The sequence below is a fragment of the Achromobacter sp. RTa genome, assembly GCF_000757485.1.
Classification (GTDB): domain Bacteria; phylum Pseudomonadota; class Gammaproteobacteria; order Burkholderiales; family Burkholderiaceae_B; genus Achromobacter.
In genome coordinates, this window is sequence record NZ_JPYO01000046.1 from 15972 (window position 1) to 31917 (window position 15946).

Consider the following 15946-nt stretch of genomic DNA (forward strand, 5'->3'; position numbering starts at 1 on the left):
CTGTATGAATGCGGCTCTGAAGACCATTAGACGTGACATGATTGCGGCATTAAACCGGCGGCCGCCGATATTTTGTTCGGTATGAACGATCAAAGCGCGGCGGCGCGCCGACTGCCTCAGCCTGCCGGATTGACCAGCACCGGCTTGTCGCGGTAGCGATCGGGGAAGGTCTTGGCCAGGTTTTCGACCTTGGGCACGTCGTTCACCATGATGTACATGCTGTACGGGTGGCGCACGAGGTAGTCCTGGTGATAGCCCTCGGCCGGGTAGAAGGCCTGCAGCGGCTCTATCCTGGTGGCTAGGGCCTTGGGATAGGCGCCGGCCTTGTTCAGTTGCGCGATATAGGCCTCGGCCACCTTGCGCTGGCTGTCGTCCGCGGGGAAGACGGCCGAGCGGTATTGGGGGCCGCTGTCCGGACCCTGGCGGTTGAGCTGGGTGGGATCGTGGGCCACTGAAAAGTAGATCTGCAGCAACTGGCCGTAGCTGACCTGCGTGGGATCGTAGGTGATTTCGACCGCTTCCGCGTGGCCGCTGCGGCCGCTGCTTACCGCATCGTAGTTGGCGGTGTCCGCCTGGCCGCCAGCGTAGCCGGAGACGGCTCCGGTAACGCCCTTGACGTGCTGGAACACGGCTTGCACCCCCCAGAAGCAGCCGCCGGCCAGAACCGCTTTCTGCGGTGCGGAGGCGTTGGCCGGCTGGTCCAGGGCCGGCGGAGGGATGATGACGGCGGATTCGGCGGCGGAGGCCGAGGCGGACCCCAGCAGGCCGCAGGCGGCGGCCAGCATGGCGCAGAGCTTGCGGGGCAGATGTGTGGTGGACATGGTGTCTCCAGAGCAATGGGGCGGCTGACGCTCAAGCCTGCGGGGTGAACGCCAGGGCCACGCCGTTCATGCAATAGCGTAGTCCGGTGGGGCGCGGGCCGTCATCGAAGACATGGCCCAGATGGCCGCCGCAGTTGGCGCAGTGCACGGCGATGCGGGTCATGCCGAAACTGCGATCGCTGGTTTCGCCCACGGCATCGGCCAGCGGCTGCCAGAAGCTGGGCCAGCCGGTGCCGCTGTCGAACTTGGCGGACGAGGAAAACAGCCGGTGGGCGCAGCCCGCGCAGGCGTAGACGCCCTTGCGGTGCTCTTTGTCCAACGGGCTGGAATAGGGGCGCTCAGTCCCTTCACGGCGCAGCACCTGGTACTGTTCGCGCGTCAGCCGTTCGCGCCACTGGGCGTCGCTCAGCGTATAGGGAAAGGACGCGGCGGAGGCCGGCTGGCCGGCCCGCGCGGCCAGGGCGGGGGCGAGCCCGGCGGCAATCGCCGCCGCGCCGCCCAGGCCCAGAAAGTGCCTGCGGTCTAGTTTCATGGCGTGCTCCCGGTGGGATTGCTGGTGCGTCCGCTATTGCTTCATGCCGTCCTTGGACATGCCGTCCTTGGACATCGGGGCCTTGCCCATGGCGTCCTTCGACATGCCTTCCTTGGACATGCCGTTTTTGGACATTCCGTCCTTCGGCATGGAATCCTTCGACATGGAGTCCTTCGACATCCCGTCCTTGGCCATGCCGCTTTTCGCCATTCCTTCCTTCGCCATGCCGTCCTTCGACATGGAGCTTTTGCCCATGGCGTCCTTGCCCATGGTGTCGGCGGCGTGGACGGCGGCGGCGCCGAACGCCAGGCAGAGGGACAGCGCAGCGGTGGTGAGAGTCTTCATGATGTGTTCCTTTTTGGGAAAAGTGATTGCACCTAGCTTCCGCCGAACCAGTTGTAGCCCTGGTCCTCCCAGTAACCGCCCGGGTAGGTGTTGGTGACGAAAATCGCCTGTATGTGCTTGGGGTTCTTGTAGCCAAGCTTGGTAGGCATGCGCAGCTTCATGGGGAAGCCGTACTCTGGGGGCAGCGTCTGCCCGTCATAGCTCAGCGCCAGAATGGTCTGGGGATGGAGCGCCGTGGGCATGTCGATGCTGGTGTAGTAGTCGTCCGCGCACTTGAAGCCCACGTACCTGGCGTCCAGGTCCGCGCCCACGCGCTTGAGGAAGCTGGAGAAGGGCACGCCGCCCCATTTGCCGATGGCGCTCCAGCCTTCCACGCAGATGTGGCGCGTCACCTGGTCGATCTGCGCCATGGCGCGCAGTTCATCGAGGCGCCAGCGGCGCTTGTCGGCGACCAGGCCGGTCACCTCCAGCCGGAAGGATTCCTCGTCCACGCTGGGAACCTCGTCGATGCCGTAATAGGCGTTGAACGGAAACGGCCTCGTGATCATGGACTCGGGATACGTGGGCGCCAGCTTGCCGGGGTCGAAGATCCAGCCCTGCACCCGATCGTTGAATCGCGAGACGGCGGCCAGCGCCTTTTCCACGTGCTCATCGTCGGACAGCGAGCATCCCGACAGCATGGCCAGCCCTCCAAGGGTCAGGCTGTTGCGCAGGAAGGCGCGGCGCGAGGGCTGCTCCACGCGTGTCTCCAGGATCCTGCCGGCTTCCTTGAGGACGGCGGGGCCGTCCAGGCCGGGCAGGGAGGGACGTTTTCTCAAGCTCACGGCGGGCTCCTTATTTGCCACGGATCATCGCGACCAGGCTGCGCGGCACCAGGGCCACCATCGCCAGGTGGACCGCCACGAAAGCCACCAGCAGGGCCATGGCAACGAAGTGCACGCGGCGCGCGGTCTCGTATCCGCCCAGCAGCTCCCGCAGCAGGTCGAATTGCACCGATTTCCACAGCACCAGTCCGGACAGCACCAGGACCGCGATGTCGGCCATGACGAACAGATAGGCCAGGCGCTGTACCTGGTTGTAGTGACGCGGATCGGCATGGGCGAGCCTGCCGCGCAGGGCCGCGCCCAGGTCGGCGGCCACGCCGCGGGCGCTCAGCGGGAAGAACTTGCGCCACAGGCGGCCGGTGGCGACGTTCATCGCCAGGTACAGGACGCCGTTGGCAAATAGCAGCCACATGCCGGCGAAGTGCCATTGGAGGGCGCCGCCCAGCCAGCCTCCCAGCGTGATGCCTGCAGGAAAGACGAAGTCGAAGAGCGGCGATGCGTTGTAGATGCGCCAGCCGCTGGCGACCATGACGGCCACGGCCAGCGCGTTCAGCCAGTGCATGGCGCGCAGCCAGCCCGGATGGACGGGGCCGGCCGCCGGCGGGGCGGCGTGGGCATCGCGGCTGGCGGGGGTGGCCAACATGGCGGGACTCCGGGGTTCGTTGTCGATGGCGCCATTCTTCCCCCGCGCCGATACCGAAGTCCTCACGCAAACTTAAATTAAATGTGATAACTCCCCCGGCGAGGATTGGCGACAATAGGCGCATCGCCCCTATTTCGAGCGCCTGCATGGATACGCCCCGACGAGTACTGATAGTTGAAGATGACGCCCACATCGCGGAATTGCTGCGGCTGCATCTTCGGGACGAAGGCTATGCGGTCGAACACGCCGCCGATGGCAGCGAAGGCATGCGCCGGCTGGAAGAGGGCAGTTGGGACGCCCTGGTGCTGGACCTGATGCTGCCCGGCATCGACGGCCTGGAAATATGCAAGCGGGCCCGCGCCATGGCGCGCTATACGCCCATCATCATCACCAGCGCGCGTTCCAGCGAGGTGCATCGCATCCTGGGGCTGGAACTGGGCGCGGACGACTACCTGGCCAAGCCTTTTTCCATGCTGGAACTGGTGGCTCGCGTGCGCGCGCTGCTGCGCCGCAGCGAGGCGCTGGAGCGCAACGCGCGCCTCGACGCGGGCAGCCTGGTCCTGCATGGGCTGTCTATCGACCCGGTCGCGCGGACGGTGGATGTGGACGGCCGCCGGCTGGATCTGACGCCCCGGGAGTTCGATCTGCTGCATTTCTTCGCGCGCCATCCCGACAAGGTGTTTTCCCGGCTGGACCTGCTGAACCAGGTGTGGGGCTACCAGCACGAAGGCTATGAACACACGGTCAATACCCATATCAACCGGCTGCGCGCCAAGATCGAGTCGGACTCGTCCAACCCGCGGCGCATCCTGACGGTATGGGGCAGGGGCTACAAATTCGCGGCGTCGCCGGCCGGCGAGGGAGGCGCGCCATGAAGCGGTTCACCCTGACCCAACGCCTTTCGGGCGTGTTCGCGCTGCTTCTGCTGGCATGCTGCGGGGCGTCGGCCTGGCTGCAGATCGCGGCCAATTCCCGCTATGAGCAGGAAGTGGTCCAGCGCCTGTCCAGCGGGCTGGCCCAGCACATCGCGGGCGCCAACGAACTGATGGACACGAACGGCTGGCGGCCGCAGGCGGTGCGTTCCCTGTTCGACATGCTGATGGCGGTGAATCCCGCCGTGGAGGTGTATCTGCTGTCCAACGACGGCCGCATCGTGGGCGACGCCGCGCCCGCCGGCCAGATCAAGCGCGACCGCGTCGATCTGGCGCCGGTGAAGCGCCTGCTGGCCGGAGAAATGCTGCCCATCGTGGGCGATGACCCGCGCAGCCAGGATGCGCAGAAGGTCTTCAGCGCGGCGCCGGTGCGCGTGGGCGGGCAGGAAAAGGGGTATGTGTACGTGGTGCTGCAAGGGCAGGCGCACGACGCGCTGGCGATGGCGGTGTCGCGCAGCTCGGTGCTGCGCACGACCCTGTGGTCGATCGCGCTGGTGGCGCTGCTGGGGCTGGTCGCCGGCCTGGCGGCGTTTGCGCTGATCACGCGGCCCTTGCGCGGCCTGACGCGGGCGGTGCGAGCGTTCGGCGGAGACGACGGCATCGCCCTGGCCGCGCTGGAGCGGCCGGGGGACGCGGGAGATGACCGAGGCGACGAGATCGCGGTGCTGCGGCGCAGCTTCGTGCAGATGGGCGGGCGCATTTCCGAACAGTGGCGCGAACTGACTCGCCAGGATCAGCAGCGGCGCGACCTGGTCGCCAATATCTCGCATGATCTGCGCACGCCGCTGACCTCGCTGCACGGCTACCTGGAAACTCTGCGCCTGAAGGACGGAACGCTGGATCCCGAGGAACGGAGGCGCTATCTGGACGTCGCGCTGGCGCAAAGCCGCAAGGTCGGCCGCCTGGCCCAGGAGCTCTTCGAACTGGCGCGCCTGGAATCCGGCCTGGTGAGACTGGAGCCCGAGACCTTCTCCCTGCCCGAACTGGTGCAGGACGTGATCCAGAAATTCGAGCTCGCGGCCGAGGCCCGCCAGCAGCGGCTGACGACCGAAATCCCGCGCGAACTGCCGCCGGTGCGGGCGGATCTGGGCCTGATCGAGCGCGTGCTCACGAATCTGCTGGACAACGCGATCCGCCATAGCCCGCCTGGAGGACGCATCGAGCTGCGGCTGGGCGTGGCGCAGGATCAGGTGCAGGTGCAGGTCAGCGATTCCGGCGCGGGCATCCCGGAGGCGTTGCGGGCAGGCCTGTTCACCCGGGCCAGCGCGCTGAACCGGGGGCCGGGCGAAAGCGGCGGCCTGGGGCTGGTGATCGTGCAGCGCATACTGCAGTTGCACCACAGCGAGATCCGGCTGGTGGACCGCGCCGGATCGGGCGCGGTTTTCCAGTTCCGCCTGGCGGCCGCGCGTCCGGCATAGCGCCGCCGCGCGGCCTATGCCGCGTCGTCCGCGGGCGCGGACGGCTGGCGCCGCACGATGCCGCTCGCGGCATCTACGTCCAGCATATCGCCGGTTGCGACGTGCTCCAGGATGCCCTGCACGTTGACGACGGCGGGAATGCCGAATTCCCGCGCCACGATGGCGCCGTGCGAAAGATAGCCGCCGGCCTCCATGACCAGCGCGCCGGCGCGCAGGAACAGGGGCGTCCAGGCCGGGTCCGTGGAAGGCGCGACGAGTATGCCGCCGGCAGGCATGGCCAGCCCTTCGGCAGGCGTTCGGGCGACGAAGGCGGCGCCTTGCGCCCGGCCGCCCGCGGCGGGCGTGCCGCGCCAGGTCCCGGGGGCGCCGTCCTCGTCCTGCCGGCGCTGCGGGCTCGGGGCCGCCGGCGCAAAGGCGCCGTCCGGAGCGTGTTCCGCGACGACGTCGAGGTCCGGCGTCGCCGCCCATGCTTCCAGTTGGGCGCGGCGCAAGGCCGCGCGGCGCGAGGCGGCCTGGGGCTCAAGCCGGCCTTCGGCGAGCGCGAACAGTTCGGCGGCCGTCAGGTGGAAGGCATCGTCGGCGGCGCCCAGGCCCTCCGGCCCCGTATGCCGCTGCCCGAGGGCCAGCGCGCTTCGGCGCGCCGCCGCCAGATACGCGACCAGGACGCTGCGGGCGGCTTCCCGCTGCCTGCCTTCAAGGCGCGACGCGGCAAGCAGCTTGGCGGCCAGCGGGCGCTGCCAGAACGGCAGGGCGGCGCGCACGCGCTGCCAGGCCTCGCGGGCTGCGCTTTCCTGGCGGGCGCGCAGCGCGCCGGCGTCGACGCCGATCAGGTTGAGGACGCTGTCCAGCAGATAGGCGGGCGCTTCGCGCCAGCGCGGGTTGCGCAGATAGGTTTCATACACGGCGCGGTGCCCGTAGCGGGCGAGGAAATCCGCGAACGCCCGCTTGAAAGGGCTGGTTTCGGGCAGAGCGGCGTTCCAGGCGGCGCTGTCGCGCCCAGGGCCGCGCAGCCAGGCCAGCGCGGGGGCGTCGGCCTCGGCGATTCCGGCCAGGTCCATCAGGGCATAGCTTTGCTCCGCGGTCACGCTGGGCTCTCCGCCCGCCATCAGCGCGGCGGTGAGCGCATGCCCCTCGCCAGGCCGCGCTTTTTCGACCAGTTCCAGAAGCTTCGACAGCGCTCCGCCGCCCGAGCCTTGGAGGAAGAACAATTCGTCCGCCGCCAGCACTGTCAGGAACTGTTCGCGCAAGCGCGCGCCCAACCCGGCGCCGGACTCGGGCAAAGGTTCTTCCTGCCAGGCCTGCGCGCGAGCCAGCAGCCGTGGCAGGTCGGCGGCGGCGCGCCGGCGCAAAGGCGCGGCGCGGCGCAGATAGCGGACGATGCGCGCGGCATGGCGCAAGCGCTGCGCGGGCGTGGGCGGCGGCACGTCGATGGCGGGCTGCGGGCCGCCCAATAGCGCGTTCATGGCTTGCGGCGGCACGCCCAGCGCGTCGTAGCCGACCCATTGGATGACGGACGCGTCCAGGTAGACGCGGCCCTGGAACAGCGCCGCCAGCGGCACGCCGGGCAGGGTGGCGTAGCCGCTGAGCTCGAAGCCGCAGGTCAGCATGCGCTGGGCCATGACCCGGCCGGTGTCCCATTCCAGCGCGGACATGGCGTGGGGCAGGACCTCGCGCGTGTTGCCGCGAGACCAGTACGAGGGCTGCGAGCGCAGCGCGGGGTAGGTGTGGCGCGCCTTCGCGGTGACGGGACGCGCCTGCAGGATCCAGAACCGGTCGCCGTCCCAGGCCCATTCGATGTCGTAGCCGGCGCCCGAGTAGTCCAGCGCCCGGGCCGCATCGCGCGCAATGTCTCCCAGCGTTTCGGCCTGCGTGTCCGTGAGCACGGCCCGGGCGGCGCGGTCGGCGGGCGTGTCGGCCAGGCGGGTGCCCTGGCCGGGCAGCCCGGCCAGGCTGGACTGGCGCTTCGCGCCCAGGCGCCGCTGGGCCAAGGGCCATGCCTGGCGCAGATAATCTTCGCGAAGCCGGTATTCGTCCCCCTCGGCCTGCCCGCCGACCAGCGACTCGCCCAGCCCCCAGTTGGCATGGATGAGCATGTCGTCGTGGCGGCCCGACACGGGGTCCACGGTGAAGACGATGCCGGACGAGACGGCGGGGACCAGGGGCATGACGACCACCGCCATGCCGGCGCCGGCGTCCAGCCCCAGCCGCTCGCGGTAGGCCCGCGCCTGGGGCGTCCATAGGGAATCCCAGATCTGCCTGACCGCGTCGAGCGCCGCTTGCGCGCCGAGCACGTTCAGGCAGGACAGGTGGATGCCGGCGAACGAGGCGCCCGTGGAATCTTCTTGCGGCGCGGACGAGCGCAGCGCCAGCGGGCGTTCCAGCCAGCCGCGCTCGCGCAGTGCTTCCGTCAAGGTTCGGGCGATCGCGGGCGGCACGTCCTGCCCGGGCTCGCGGCCCTGGCTGGCCTGCGCGGAAAGCACGATGCCGTCCGGCACGGGCACGCCCAGCCGCGCCATGCGGGCCAATTGCCATCCCTTGCCGCCAGCCAGCCGGGCGCCGGCCTGGCTGGCTTCGGCCCAGTCCAGCACGGTGGCGCTCATGCCTTGTCTCCGGACGCGGCGCCGTGGAGGAAGAGGCTGATCGCCGCGTCGAACTCGGCCCTGAGGGTTGTGCCGGGCCGGTCCAGCCAGCGCAGCATTGCGCCCAGGTGGAGGAACTGCAACTGGTGGGCCAGCAATTCGGCCGCCAGGCCCGAGCGCAGTTCGCCGGTGGATTGGGCGTCGGCGATCATCGATGCGAACAGCTCGTGCAGGCCGCTGCGCGGATAGCGGCCGCCGTCGTGCGCGCCGGGTTGCAGCGTTGCCAGGCGGTAGCGCAGGTAGGGGCCCAGATAGGCGCGATGGGATTCGGACCAGTGGGCCGAGGCGTGCAGGATGCGCGCCAGCCGCTGCGCGAAGGAGGGCAGTTGCCGCAGCGCGGGCCGGAGTTCCGCGAGCGTGGCGGCGAGTTCGGCGTGGAAGCGGTGCGCGAGCAACGCTTCCTTGACCGGGAAGTGGTTGTACAGCGTGCCTTTGGCGACGTCGGCCTGGGCGGCGATCTGTTCCATCGTGACGGCGTCGTACCCGAGCGTCTCGAACAGGCGGTAGGCGGTCTGCGCCAGGTGGTCCAGCGTCTGCTGGCGTTTGCGTTCGCGGCGCCCGGCATCCGGCGCGGACGCCTCGGGCAGGGCGGAATCGGGGCGGGGCATGGCAGTCCAAATAATTAGACGATGAATAATATTATACGTCGTCTAATTATTTTGGAAGCCCTAGGCTACAGGGGCATGGGGGATCAGGCGGCGGCGGGCATCTGGCCGTGCAGCAGGTAATCCAGCAGTTCGCGCACCGAGCGCATGGCGTTGCCGAAAGGCAGCTTGGAAGCGCCGCGGAAGAAGAGGCCGCGGCTGATTTCGCCGCGCATGGCCGCCGCGAGCTTCAGGTCGATGCAGAACTGCCCGAAGCGCGAGATGCCGTCGCGCAGCCCGCATTGCGTCAGGCAGTCCATGCGCTGGCTGCAACGGCGCGCGTCGCAGCGGGTATTGGCCTGCAGCGTCTTTTCCTGGCGCAGATAGCGCGTCAGCCAGGGCGTGGGCACGGCGCGGGCGGGCAGGCCGGCCACGCTGGTGAATTCGGTGAGCTGGTCGGGGTCGGCATCGATCAGCACGCGCTTGAAGTTCTCGTGCGCATCGCCTTCCTGGGTGACGGCGAAGGCCGTTCCGACCTGCACGCCGTCGGCGCCATGGCTCAGCCAGTGGCGCACCTGCTCATGGCTGCCCACGCCGCCCGCCACGATGAGCCGCGGCGCGTCCTTGCCCAGTTGCAGCTCTTCGAAGAGCTTGTGGCAGTCGGCCAGCACGCGCTTGAAATCGAAGCGCTCGTCGTGGATGTCGTCCAGGCGCGCAGCCCCCAGGTGGCCGCCGGCATGGCCGGGGTGCTCGATCACGACCGCGTCGGCCAGCCGGCCCTTTTTCATCCATTTTTTCAGCACGGCGGCCACGCCGCGGGCTTCCGACAGGATGGGCACCAGCGCGACCTTGGGAAAGTCGGCGGTCATTTCGGGCAGGTCCAGCGGCAGGCCGGCGCCCATCACGATGGCCTGCGCGCCGCTTTCGCACGCCTGGCGCACCAGGCCGGGATGGTCGCGCACGGCCTTCATGACGTTCACGGCGACCAGGCCGCGGCCCTGCGCGGTTTCCAGGGCCGCGCGGACTTCGCGGTCCAGCGCTTCCAGGTTGGCGCTGTCTATCAGCTCGCGGTCATGGCACCGTTCGGTCTTTTCGAGCAGATCGGGGTGATGATGGCGCAAATCGACGCTGGCGATGGTGCCCACGGCGTTCTGGCTGGCGACGGCGCCGGCCAGGCGATGGGCGGATACGCCGACGCCCATGCCGCCCTGGATGATGGGCAGCAATTCGCGTCCGGCGAGGGTGAGTGATTTGAACCACGTCATATCGAGTCTTTCCTCAGGTCAAGTGGACAGAGGCTAGAGCAAGGACCCGCGCGTCGCCTTGCGCGGGATCAAGCGGCGCGGCAATGGCGGGCGGGGCGCGTGGCCCCGCCTGATGAGGCACGTTTTACGCCAGCAGTTTGACGATGGCGGGCACCGAGAGCACGGCGGTGTAGTAGCCCATGAACTGGACGCCGGTGTTGAAGCCGAACAGGCGCGACAGCAGCCCGCCGAACAGGCCCATGGTGAGGATCACGAGCAGGCCCAGGAACTGGCCTTCCCAGACGCTGATCACGATGATCAGGCCCACGAAGGTGGCGATGATGGCTTCGTGGCTGACCTTGCGCGACACGAACAGGGCGGCGCGGCGCGCGAAGTTCATGGCGAAGGGGTAGGACACCACCGCCGCCAGCAGCACCGCCAGCATGCCGTAGCCCAGGAACTCCCAATGGCTCAGCAGGTTGTGCAGGTTGTGCGTCTGGCCGGTGGCGGCGTCCACCGTGAAGCGCGGGGGCGCGTTGAACAGCGGCGCGGCCGGGCCGGCGGCCACCGGGCTCAACGGCAGGCCGAATGCGATCAGGGGAATGAGCGCCTCGGCGATGTAGGTGGCCTCGGTGACCCCATTGCGCGCGCTCAGCACGGTGGTCAGGCGGTGATAGGCGTGCTTGATGCGCGAGCCGACCAGTTCGCCCAGCACCACCGTCATGGCCACCGGGCTGAACACGAAGGTCGCGCTCGAGACCGCGGCGGTGGCCAGCGTCCAGCGCGTCTGCGTGCGGTCCATGACCTTCAGGGGATTGGGAAAATAGCCCGACCAGCCCTTGACGTCGGGCGCCAGCGAGAAGGTGCGGACCTTGTCCCTCAGCATGCGGGAGCGGCCCTGCGGCGACACCACCGTGAACAGGTCCGCGATCAGCGGCCCGATGGCGATGCCCAGGAAGTAGCTGATGCTCAGCTTTACCCCGTACTTGGCGGTCAGGCTTTGCAGCGCGATGATGACCACGACGAACGGCACCAGCAGCGCCACCGCGGCCCAGCGTCCGGCCGAGAAGTAGGCGATCAGCACCGCCGCGGCCAGGAAGATCCAGGGCGCGGACTTGGTGATGGCCGCGCCGAACGGCGCCAGCAGCACCGCGAACAGCACGGCCAGCGGGACCGCGACGAAGGCGGCGACGATCGCGCCCGACACCATCTTGCGCAGCGCGATATGAGGCACGCCGAGCTTGCGCAGCATGTTTGCGTCCTGCAGCAGCGGCGTGGCGAGGGTGTCGCCGGGGATGCCCAGCAGCGCGGTGGGCACGGCGTGGGTCATGTGCTTGGCGACGGCGCCGGCAAGGAAAAAGGTGAAGACGCCCGCGGGCGGCACGCCCAGCAGCACCACCAGCAGGGTCAGGGGCGCCAGCGTGGTGGTTTCATCGGTGCCGGACACCAGGCCGATGGCCGCGAACACGACCGCGCCCAGCAGGCCCATCGCGGCCGCCACCATGATCTGTTCGAGAAGGATAGGGTCGCTCATGCCAGGGCCTCCTTGGCTGCGGCTTGCGGGGAGGGCGCGCGCGCGGACGCTTGGGACGGTTCGGCCGCGGGTTCCGCGAACAGCTCGTACAGGTCCAGGTCCTTCAGCTCGCGCACCACCGGTTCCGGCAGGTCGGCAAGCGTGCCGAGGCCGCCGGGTTGTTCGGCCAGCTCGGCCAGCACCTCTGCGCGCCAGGCGGGGTCGTGCGTGGAGCTGTGCTCGACGACCTCGCGCTTGGGCGGGAACAGGCGCGCGCAGATGATGCCTGCCAGCACGCAGCCAGCCAGGCCGGCCAGCATGGCGTAGGCATGGGCCAGCTCGGGGGACGCCACGATGCCGCGCAGCCAGCGGCTGGCGGCATAAAAGCCCGTCACGCTGATGGCGATGCCGATGCCTATGGCCCAGGCGAGGTGGCGCAGGTCCACCGTGTCGCTCCAGACCTCCGCCAGGCGCGTGGAATGCGCCGGGGTGTTCGGGTTCATGTCTCTCTCCTCTGTGGTCGGGCGGTGCTCGGGGAATCCAGGCGCCGCCTCGGTTTTCTTGCCGCCGATCCGATTCAAAAAGCTTCCGCCCTTGGGAGAGCGGCAAGCCGCGCGGCGGTCGCGGCTTGGGTCTTCGGCTCCTTACCGGGCCGGGGCCTGGTGCGGGTTGCGCAACTCTTCCAGCAATGCCAGCGCCCGGTCGGTGCGGACGTCCCGCTCCGCGGCCATGCGCTTGGCGATGGCATCGATCTCGGCGCCGGTCGCGCCCGCAACCAATGCGATGTTGCGGGCGTGCAGCGCCATGTGGCCGCGTTGTATGCCTTCGGTGGCCAGCGCGCGCAGCGCGCCCAGGTTCTGAGCCAGGCCGACGGCCGCGGCGACTTCGCCCAGTTCCTGCGCGGAACGCACATCCATGATCTTCAGCGCCACCCGGGCCAGCGGATGGGTCTTGGTGGCGCCTCCCACCAGGCCCACGGGCATGGGCAATTCGATGGAGCCGACCAGCGCGCCCGAGGTGTCCTTCTCCCAGTGGGTGAGCGAGGTGTAGCGGCCCGAGCGGCTGGCGTAGGCGTGCGCTCCCGCTTCCACCGCGCGCCAATCGTTGCCGGTGGCGACGATGACGGGGTCGATGCCGTTCATGATGCCCTTGTTGTGCGTCGCGGCGCGGTAGGGATCGATGGCGGCGAAAGTATAGGCGTCCAGCACGCCTTCGATGATGTCGGCGCCGCTGCGCTCCTTGGTGTCCAGCGCCTGCGGCGTCAGGCGCACGCGGGCGCGCGCCAGGCGCAGGTCGGCCAGGTTGGACAGGATGCGCAGGCGCACGGACCCGCCCGCGATCTCCTCGACCAGCGGCGCCACGGCTTCGGCCATGGTGTTGACGGTGTTGGCGCCCATCGCGTCGCGCACGTCCACGATCAGGTGCATCACGATCATGGGGCCGCGCGGCGTGTCGGGGAAGACATGCACTTCGATGTCCTGGCAGCCGCCGCCCAGTTCGATCAGGACTTTGTCGCGGCCGTTGGCCAGCGCGATGATGCGCTCGCGCTCGCGCAGCAGGGCGAGCCGGGCGCCGTGCGGGTCGCTCAGGCCCAGCACCTGCACCTGCGCGCGCATCAAGGGGCGGGTGCTGGACGTTTCGAAGCCGCCGCATTCGCGCGCCAGCTTGGCCATATAGGAAGCGGCGGCGACCACCGACGGTTCCTCGACCGCCATGGGCACCAGCACGTCCCGGCCGTTCACCTGGAAGTTGCCGGCCACGCCCAGCGGCAGCTCGAACGAGCCGATGACGTTCTCGATCATGCCGTCCGCCCGGTCCAGGCCGAGCGCGCCGGGGCTGGCCAGTTGCTGGCGTTCGTCCGGGCTGAGCCCGACGGCGTCCGCAATGGCGGACAGGCGCTGGGCGGGGGTGAGGGAGCGGAAGTTGGGCAGGCGTGAATCGGCCACGATGGCGTGTCTCCATATCAGAATCAAGTGGCCTGATTCTAGGTAAACTGTACCGCTATTGAGAGGTACAGTTTGGGCAAACAGTACCATTGCACTGCACCAATTTTGATGGCCCCCAGCGGGATTTCCAGCATGGATGAAGCAAGCCTTCGGGGCAGGCCGCAACGCGCCGCCCCCATAGCCGAAAGCCTGGCCAGGCTGATCGGCCAGCAGATCGCCGACGGCGTCTACCGGGCGGGCGACAAACTGCCGTCCCTGCGCGAATTGGCGCAGCTGCACCGGTACGCGAAGAACACGGTGGTGGTGGCGTTTGAAATGCTGGTCGCGCGGGGCCTGGTGGAGCCGCGCCGCGGATCCGGTTTTTTCGTGCTGGAGACCGGCAAGGCCAGCAAGGCGGCGGACGAAGAGCCGGGCCAGCTGAGCCGGGCCATGGACATCGTGTGGCTGATGCGCGAGCAGCTGAAGACGCAGCCCGACGCGGTCGCGGTCGGCGATGGCTTTCCGCCCGTGGAATGGCTGGCCGACATGCGCATGGACCGCTACCACCAGAAGGTCGTGCGCACGGGCCTGGGGGCGTTGTTCCGCTACGGCAGCCGCTTCGGCTATGCGCCGTTGCGGGAAAGCCTGGTGCGCAAGCTGGGCGACGTGGGGATCAATGCGGCGCCGCCGCAGCTGGTGCTGACCCATGGCGCGAACGAGGCCATGGATCTGGTGATCCGCTATTTCGTGCCGCCGGGCGCCTCGGTGCTCGTGGACAACCCGGGCTACTACCCGCTGTTCGGCAAGCTGAAGCTGGCGGGGGCGCGCATGCTGGGCGTGCCGCGTTTGTCCGACGGGCCGGACGTCGCCGCGCTGGAGGCGCTGCTGCAAAAGGAAAAGCCGCGCCTGTTCTTCACCCAGGCGCTGGCGCACAACCCCACGGGTTCGGACATCTCGCCCGCCAAGGCCTACAAGGTGCTGCAACTGGCGGAGCGCCATAACCTGACGGTGGTGGAGAACGACCCGCTGGCCGATTTCAAGCCCACTTCCGCGGTGCGCCTGTCGGCGCTGGACCAGCTCGAACGCACCATCTACATCGGCAGCTTCTCCAAGTCATTCTCCGCGGCGCTGCGCGTAGGCTTCATCGCCTGCAACGCCGCGCTGGCGAGCGACCTGGCCGACCTCAAGGCGCTGGTGCACGTCAGCAGCTCCGAATACTGCGAACGCATGGTGGACGTGATGTTGCGCGAAGGGCATTACGAGCGGCACCTGGTCAGGCTGCGCCAGCGGCTGGAGGCCGCCACCGGCCAGGCGCTGCAGGTGCTGGATGCGCTGGGCGCCAAGGTGTTCACACGCCCGACCAGTTCGCTGTACCTGTGGACGGCGTTCCCGGGAGTGGACGATACGCTTGCGCTGGCCGCCGAACTCATGCCCGAGAAGATCATCATGGCGCCCGGCAGGGTATTCAACGTGGATCCGACGGCGGTATCGCCCTGGTCGCGGTGCAACGTCGGGGCCATAGGATCGCCCCGGTTCCACGCGACGTTGCAGCGGTGCCTGGCTCAGCGATAGTCGAACTCCTCGAACCATTGCTGCATCAGGGCTTCAGCCTGCGCGCTCAGGTGCCGCATCGGCGGCGAATCGGGCGAGCGGCGCGCGCCCTGCACGGCGAAGCGGCGCACGCCGCGGCGGGCGAGTTCCCGCGCTAGCGCAAGCAGCCGGGTTTCATCGAGCCAGTCCGGATGCCAGGTGATACGGCATTCGAAGTCGCGGCCGGATGACAGCAATTGCGACAGGCAGGCCTGGGCGGGGCGCTCGGAATCGCGGCGGCCGGTAATGTCGTCGTAGCCCTGGGAATCGGCCTTGATGTCCAGTCCGATCCAGTCCAGGTGGCGCAGCACGTCGGCCAGCCTCAGGGGATAGATTCCGGCGGTATGCAAGCCGACCCGGTAGCCCATGCGGCGGACGTCGCGGATCATTTGTGGCAGGCGCGGCTCGCTCAGGGGCTCGCCGCCGGAGAACACGACGGCGTCGAGCAGGCCCTTGCGGGTTTCCAGGAAGGCGCGCATTTCGCGCCAGTCGTAGCGGGCGGAGCGGGTCTGCAGTTCCGTGTTGTGGCAGTAGTGGCAGCGCCAGGGGCAGCCGGCGATGAAGACCACGGCGGCCAGTTTCCCCGGCCAGTCCACGGTGGAAAAGGGCACCAGCCCGCCCACCGCGTGGGCGTGCCGGGGCAGGGGCTGGACGACCGGCTGCGGCGGGGCAGCGTAGGCGGGCCTGGCGGCCTGCCGGCGCGCGGGCGTAGCGGCCCCCGGCCCGCGGGCCGGGGCGGGTTGCGCACCCTCAGGCGCGGCGTTCGACGAAGAAGCGGCGTTCATTGAATTCGCCTTGTTTGCCGGTGTTGAAGGAGGCGACGGGGCGGTGATAGCCCATGACGCGGGTCCAGATCTCGCAGCGCACGCGTTGGCTGTCGTCCAGCTTCGGGGCGGAAGCGGTGGCGACGTCGGGAGCGGTCAAGGTTTGCATGGA

General features: G+C 68.9%; 16 protein-coding genes. 3 read left to right on the forward strand and 13 right to left on the reverse strand.

All coding sequences use genetic code 11. The features are described 5' to 3' along the window. Positions 1–116 precede the first annotated feature (116 nt). From msrA to JL37_RS27250, 5 genes are read right to left on the reverse strand one after another with little or no spacing between them, the layout of a single operon-like run. Positions 117–821, reverse strand: a complete 705-nt coding sequence (gene msrA, locus JL37_RS27230) for a peptide-methionine (S)-S-oxide reductase MsrA (protein ID WP_043548307.1) — start codon at positions 819–821, stop codon at positions 117–119. 31 nt (positions 822–852) lie between these two features. Then, positions 853–1353 (reverse strand): peptide-methionine (R)-S-oxide reductase MsrB, encoded by a 501-nt coding sequence (gene msrB / locus JL37_RS27235; RefSeq protein ID WP_043548308.1) that lies wholly within the window; start codon positions 1351–1353, stop codon positions 853–855. A 33-nt stretch (positions 1354–1386) separates the two neighbouring features. Further along, on the reverse strand, positions 1387–1698 hold the full coding sequence (locus JL37_RS27240; RefSeq protein WP_043548309.1) for a pentapeptide MXKDX repeat protein: 312 nt from the start codon (positions 1696–1698) through the stop codon (positions 1387–1389). A gap of 32 nt (positions 1699–1730) precedes the next feature. Then, a complete protein-coding gene (locus JL37_RS27245; RefSeq protein WP_043548312.1) occupies positions 1731–2522 on the reverse strand; it encodes a molybdopterin-dependent oxidoreductase in 792 nt (263 codons plus the stop codon). Positions 2523–2532: 10 nt separating this feature from the next. After that, positions 2533–3165 carry a cytochrome b/b6 domain-containing protein gene (locus tag JL37_RS27250; RefSeq protein ID WP_043548313.1) on the reverse strand — a complete coding sequence of 211 codons (633 nt, stop codon included), beginning with the start codon at positions 3163–3165 and terminating at the stop codon, positions 2533–2535. 146 nt (positions 3166–3311) lie between these two features. Here JL37_RS27250 and JL37_RS27255 point away from each other — a divergent pair, with 146 nt between their 5' ends. Beyond that, positions 3312–4040 carry a response regulator transcription factor gene (locus JL37_RS27255; RefSeq protein ID WP_043548314.1) on the forward strand — a complete coding sequence of 243 codons (729 nt, stop codon included), beginning with the start codon at positions 3312–3314 and terminating at the stop codon, positions 4038–4040. Further along, on the forward strand, positions 4037–5515 hold the full coding sequence (locus JL37_RS27260; RefSeq protein ID WP_043548315.1) for a HAMP domain-containing sensor histidine kinase: 1479 nt from the start codon (positions 4037–4039) through the stop codon (positions 5513–5515). Before JL37_RS27255 ends, JL37_RS27260 begins: the two co-directional genes overlap by 4 nt. Positions 5516–5529: 14 nt before the next feature. On the opposite strand, the gene JL37_RS27265 is transcribed toward JL37_RS27260, so the two are convergent. From JL37_RS27265 to JL37_RS27290, 6 genes are all read right to left on the reverse strand, one after another. Beyond that, the gene (locus JL37_RS27265; RefSeq protein ID WP_043548316.1) at positions 5530–8115 is read right to left on the reverse strand and encodes a PEP/pyruvate-binding domain-containing protein; all 2586 of its coding nucleotides are present in this window, start codon (positions 8113–8115) and stop codon (positions 5530–5532) included. Then, a complete protein-coding gene (locus JL37_RS27270; RefSeq protein WP_043548317.1) occupies positions 8112–8762 on the reverse strand; it encodes a TetR/AcrR family transcriptional regulator in 651 nt (216 codons plus the stop codon). Before JL37_RS27270 ends, JL37_RS27265 begins: the two co-directional genes overlap by 4 nt. An 83-nt stretch (positions 8763–8845) precedes the next feature. Beyond that, complete coding sequence (locus JL37_RS27275) at positions 8846–10003, reverse strand: nitronate monooxygenase family protein (RefSeq protein WP_043548318.1); 1158 nt, start codon at positions 10001–10003, stop codon at positions 8846–8848. Positions 10004–10127: 124 nt separating this feature from the next. Continuing rightward, entirely contained in the window at positions 10128–11516 is a 1389-nt protein-coding gene (locus tag JL37_RS27280) for a tripartite tricarboxylate transporter permease (protein ID WP_043548319.1), read from the reverse strand. Then, complete coding sequence (locus tag JL37_RS27285; protein WP_043548320.1) at positions 11513–11998, reverse strand: hypothetical protein; 486 nt, start codon at positions 11996–11998, stop codon at positions 11513–11515. The genes JL37_RS27280 and JL37_RS27285 overlap by 4 nt, the downstream gene beginning before the upstream one ends. 141 nt (positions 11999–12139) lie before the next feature. Further along, positions 12140–13444, reverse strand: a complete 1305-nt coding sequence (locus JL37_RS27290) for a hydroxymethylglutaryl-CoA reductase, degradative (RefSeq protein WP_043548778.1) — start codon at positions 13442–13444, stop codon at positions 12140–12142. A gap of 129 nt (positions 13445–13573) precedes the next feature. Between JL37_RS27290 and JL37_RS27295 the strand changes: the two genes are divergently transcribed. After that, a complete protein-coding gene (locus JL37_RS27295; protein ID WP_043548321.1) occupies positions 13574–14992 on the forward strand; it encodes a PLP-dependent aminotransferase family protein in 1419 nt (472 codons plus the stop codon). Here the strand turns inward: JL37_RS27295 and JL37_RS27300 are convergent. Then, on the reverse strand, positions 14983–15795 hold the full coding sequence (locus JL37_RS27300) for an anaerobic ribonucleoside-triphosphate reductase activating protein (protein ID WP_043548322.1): 813 nt from the start codon (positions 15793–15795) through the stop codon (positions 14983–14985). The genes JL37_RS27295 and JL37_RS27300 overlap by 10 nt on opposite strands. After that, complete coding sequence (gene nrdD, locus JL37_RS27305) at positions 15761–15943, reverse strand: anaerobic ribonucleoside-triphosphate reductase (protein ID WP_043548323.1); 183 nt, start codon at positions 15941–15943, stop codon at positions 15761–15763. Before nrdD ends, JL37_RS27300 begins: the two co-directional genes overlap by 35 nt. Positions 15944–15946 lie beyond the last annotated feature (3 nt).

Bases quoted from the DNA above. Each gene is read 5' to 3' on its own strand.
- JL37_RS27250 (WP_043548313.1), bottom strand. From the start codon at position 3,165: ATGTTGGCCACCCCCGCCAGCCGCGATGCCCACGCCGCCCCGCCGGCG.
- JL37_RS27255 (WP_043548314.1), top strand. From the start codon at position 3,312: ATGGATACGCCCCGACGAGTACTGATAGTTGAAGATGACGCCCACATC.
- JL37_RS27285 (WP_043548320.1), bottom strand. From the start codon at position 11,998: ATGAACCCGAACACCCCGGCGCATTCCACGCGCCTGGCGGAGGTCTGG.
- JL37_RS27295 (WP_043548321.1), top strand. From the start codon at position 13,574: ATGGATGAAGCAAGCCTTCGGGGCAGGCCGCAACGCGCCGCCCCCATA.
- JL37_RS27240 (WP_043548309.1), bottom strand. From the start codon at position 1,698: ATGAAGACTCTCACCACCGCTGCGCTGTCCCTCTGCCTGGCGTTCGGC.
- JL37_RS27265 (WP_043548316.1), bottom strand. From the start codon at position 8,115: ATGAGCGCCACCGTGCTGGACTGGGCCGAAGCCAGCCAGGCCGGCGCC.
- JL37_RS27300 (WP_043548322.1), bottom strand. From the start codon at position 15,795: ATGAACGCCGCTTCTTCGTCGAACGCCGCGCCTGAGGGTGCGCAACCC.
- JL37_RS27275 (WP_043548318.1), bottom strand. From the start codon at position 10,003: ATGACGTGGTTCAAATCACTCACCCTCGCCGGACGCGAATTGCTGCCC.
- msrB (WP_043548308.1), bottom strand. From the start codon at position 1,353: ATGAAACTAGACCGCAGGCACTTTCTGGGCCTGGGCGGCGCGGCGGCG.
- JL37_RS27270 (WP_043548317.1), bottom strand. From the start codon at position 8,762: ATGCCCCGCCCCGATTCCGCCCTGCCCGAGGCGTCCGCGCCGGATGCC.
- nrdD (WP_043548323.1), bottom strand. From the start codon at position 15,943: ATGCAAACCTTGACCGCTCCCGACGTCGCCACCGCTTCCGCCCCGAAG.
- msrA (WP_043548307.1), bottom strand. From the start codon at position 821: ATGTCCACCACACATCTGCCCCGCAAGCTCTGCGCCATGCTGGCCGCC.
- JL37_RS27280 (WP_043548319.1), bottom strand. From the start codon at position 11,516: ATGAGCGACCCTATCCTTCTCGAACAGATCATGGTGGCGGCCGCGATG.
- JL37_RS27260 (WP_043548315.1), top strand. From the start codon at position 4,037: ATGAAGCGGTTCACCCTGACCCAACGCCTTTCGGGCGTGTTCGCGCTG.